Origin of the sequence: Terrisporobacter sp. (assembly GCF_017888745.1) — a bacterium.
Lineage (GTDB): Bacteria > Bacillota > Clostridia > Peptostreptococcales > Peptostreptococcaceae > Terrisporobacter.
Genome location: NZ_JAGHFM010000297.1, coordinates 1 through 2,953 on the forward strand (window position 1 = coordinate 1; position 2,953 = coordinate 2,953).

Consider the following 2,953-nt stretch of genomic DNA (forward strand, 5'->3'; position numbering starts at 1 on the left):
ATCTTCTTTACATCTTTTTTTAGGCCCTTTAACCCTTCCTCCACCTTTTCTAATTTTTTTAGATATATGTCTACTATAAAGTAATTTATCGATATTATCATTACTATAAATCATTCCATTTTGATTTATAACATAAGAAGCTTTATTTATAGCCATAGCAGCTAAACCATAGTCTTGAGTTATTACGATATCTTCTTTTTTTAAGTTGTTTATAAGTGCAAAATCTACAGAATCTGCTCCTTTTGAAAATACCATAGTTTCTGCTCCATCTTTATTAAATATATGTGAAGTATCACACATTATTATCACTTTTATATTAAACTCACTTGCTATTGATATTGCAATATCTATTACAGGACATCCATCTCCATCAATTAATATTCTCATTGTATCTCCAATCTTTCAATCATTATCTCTTTAATAATCTTCATCATTATAATTTTAGATTCTAAGGATTATTATTTAATATTATAACCACTGCGTTGGCGCTACACTTCATGTCGCCAGTGGCTTTGACTGTTGCTAAAATTTATCAGTTGAGATTATAAATTATCCGCAATTCAGATAATTTATAATCCCTTAAAATATAAAAAAGAGATTAATAAATCTCTTTCTTCTAATCTACTATATATAATTCTTCATATTTTTGTGGCTTAATTCTTTCATCCTTATTTAAAGAATCTATCTTTTCCATATCTTCTTTGTCTAGTTCAAAGTCAAATATGTCTATATTTTCTCTTATTCTATCTAATTTACTTGTTTTTGGTATTGCTATTACATTATTTTGAAGATGCCATCTTAGAACTATTTGAGCTTCACTTTTATTATATTTTTCAGCTAAATTTTTGATTGTATCGCTAGATTGTATAGCACCTCTCATAATAGGACTCCAAGCTTCAACTGCGATATTATGTCTTTTACACATTTTTAATAAATCCTTTTCAGTACGATTAGGATGTAATTCTACTTGATTTACCATAGGATTAATTTCTGCAAATTCAATTAATTTAGATAATTGCTTAGCATTAAAGTTACATACACCTATTGCCCTTACCTTTTTTTTTCTATATAATTCTTCAATAGCTTTCCAAGTATCTTTTATATTCTCTGTAGGCCAATGTACTAAGTATAAATCTATGTAATCTAATCCTAATTTTTCTAATGATTTATCAAAAGCTTTTAAAGTTTTTTCATAGCCATCGTCATCTATCCATACTTTTGTAGTTAAAAAAATTTCTTCTCTAGGTACATTACACTCTCTAATTCCCTTTCCAATCCCCTGTTCATTATTATAAAAGGCAGCTGTATCAATATGTCTATATCCCTCATTAATAGCTTGTTTAACAACTTCACATGCTTGATTATTTTCATTTTCTAGTTTATAAGTTCCAAAACCTATAATAGGTATGTCTATACCATTAGATAATTTTATATATCTTTGTTCCATTATTATACCTCCATAAAATATATTGTTTGTCTAAGTATTTATCATTGTAATAATAATATATTAATTCTGTCAAATCATCAACTATATTATAATATACAAAAACACCTTGAATATACATAATATAGTCAAGGTGTTTTATTTTATTCTTTATATTTACTTCTAAATAGCTTCTTTATCCGCAAATTGAGAATTGTATAGATTAGCATAGAAGCCACCTTTAGATAATAATTCTTCATGATTTCCTTGTTCTATTATATCTCCATCATTCATTACTAATATTAAATCTGCATTTTTTATTGTTGATAATCTATGTGCAATTATAAAGCTTGTTCTTCCTTCCATAAGATTATCCATAGCTTTTTGAATTAATAATTCTGTTCTTGTATCTACAGAACTTGTAGCTTCATCTAATATTAATATTTTAGGATCAGCTAATATAGCACGGGCTATTGTTAATAACTGTTTTTGACCTTGTGATATATTACTAGACTCTTCATTTAGTAACATATTATATCCATCTGGTAGTGTTTTTATGAAATGATGAACATGAGCTGCTTTTGCTGCCTCTATTACCTCTTCATCACTTGCATCTAATCTACCATATCTAATATTTTCTTTTATTGAACCACTAAATAACCATGTATCTTGAAGAACCATACCAAATAATTCTCTTAATTCACTTCTATTAAAATCTTTTACATTATGCCCATCAACAAGTATTTTTCCAGAATTTACATCATAGAATCTCATTAATAATTTTATCATAGTTGATTTTCCAGCACCTGTTGGTCCAACTATTGCAACTTTTTGTCCTGGTTTAACATGAGCAGTAAAGTCTTTTATTATAGTTCTATCTTCATTATATCCAAATTTGACATGTTCAAAATCAATTCTTCCTTCTAATCCTTCTATGCTAACTGGATTTTCAATAGTTACATCTTCTTCCTCTTCATTTAGGAATTCAAATACTCTCTCAGCAGCAGCTGCTGTAGATTGTAATTGATTTGATATTTGAGCCATTTGAGAAATAGGCTGGTTGAAGCTTCTTACATATTGAATAAATGATTGTATATCTCCAACTTCTATTTTATTTTTTATAACTAAATATCCACCAAGAATCGAAACAACTACATAGCTTAAGTTTCCTACAAACATCATTAGAGGTTGCATTATCCCTGATAAGAATTGAGATCTCCATGCCGAATCATAAAGTTTATTATTAACTTTATTAAATTCTTTTATTGAATCTTCTTCCCCATTAAATGCTTGAACTATGTTATGTCCTCCATATAATTCTTCAACTTGGCCATTTACTTCTCCTAAATATTCTTGTTGTGCTTTAAAATATTTTTGAGATTTTTTTACTACTAAAGATATTAATAATAAAGATATTGGTATTACTATTAAAGCACTTAAAGTCATAACTACACTTATAGATAACATCATTATTAATACACCTATTATTGTAGTAAAAGATGTTATTATTTGAGTTAAACTTTGATTTAA

Annotated in this window: 3 protein-coding genes; all 3 read right to left on the reverse strand. The window is 27.2% G+C overall.

Features of this window, described 5'->3' with window-relative positions; all coding sequences use genetic code 11:
• The coding region (locus J7G74_RS13560) for a YaiI/YqxD family protein (protein WP_297136310.1) at nucleotides 1-387 on the reverse strand (387 nt) is incomplete at its 3' end.
• A 229-nt stretch (nucleotides 388-616) separates the two neighbouring features.
• A complete protein-coding gene (locus tag J7G74_RS13565; protein ID WP_297136312.1) occupies nucleotides 617-1,447 on the reverse strand; it encodes an aldo/keto reductase in 831 nt (276 codons plus the stop codon).
• A gap of 159 nt (nucleotides 1,448-1,606) precedes the next feature.
• Nucleotides 1,607-2,953: ABC transporter ATP-binding protein (locus J7G74_RS13570; RefSeq protein ID WP_297136314.1), on the reverse strand; the 1,347-nt coding region annotated here is incomplete at its 5' end.